Source organism: Leucobacter soli (assembly GCF_042659205.1).
In the GTDB taxonomy this organism is placed as follows: domain Bacteria; phylum Actinomycetota; class Actinomycetes; order Actinomycetales; family Microbacteriaceae; genus Leucobacter; species Leucobacter soli.
The window spans coordinates 1-522 of sequence record NZ_JBHSRW010000502.1 but is presented as its reverse complement, the minus strand read 5'-3'; the positions used below and the strand labels follow the sequence as shown (position 1 = coordinate 522).

The following is a 522-nucleotide window of genomic DNA, read 5'->3' as shown; positions in this document are numbered from 1 at the left end:
CCGCGGGGCCGAGCCTGCTGCGGATCGCCTCCCGCACCTCCTCGAAGCCTGCAGCGCCGGGCTCGGTCTCGACGGCGAGGGCCACGCGCTCCCCCCACTCCGGATGCGCGGAGCCGAGCGCGACTGCGCTCGTCCAGCCGGGCAGCTCGCGTGCGACGCGTTCGACCTCGTCGAGGGACACGTTCACTCCCCCCGAGATCACGACGCGGTCGACCCGGCCGGTGACGGTGAGCATGCCGCCGAGCAGTTCTCCGGCGTCGCCGGTCCGGTACCAGCGGGTCACGACGCCGTCGCGGTCGCGCTCCTCGATGAACCGCTCCGCCGTGAGCTCCGGGTCGCCGACGTAGCCGAGGGCGAGGCAGGGGCCGGCGATCTGCACCTCTCCGGCGCCCGTCTCGGAGCGGCGGATCCGGATCCGGGTGTCCCCGATCTCGACGCCGTCGTAGACGCAGCCGCCCGCCGTCTCGGTCATCCCGTAGCTGCGCCGCAGCGCCACGCCGAGCTCGTGCGCGCGCTGCCGCA

The 522-nt window shown here is 74.9% G+C and carries 1 pseudogene; it reads right to left on the bottom strand.

Features of this window, described 5'->3' with window-relative positions:
* Positions 1–522: pseudogene (locus ACFPZL_RS14185) on the bottom strand (AMP-binding protein); the annotation flags it as partial.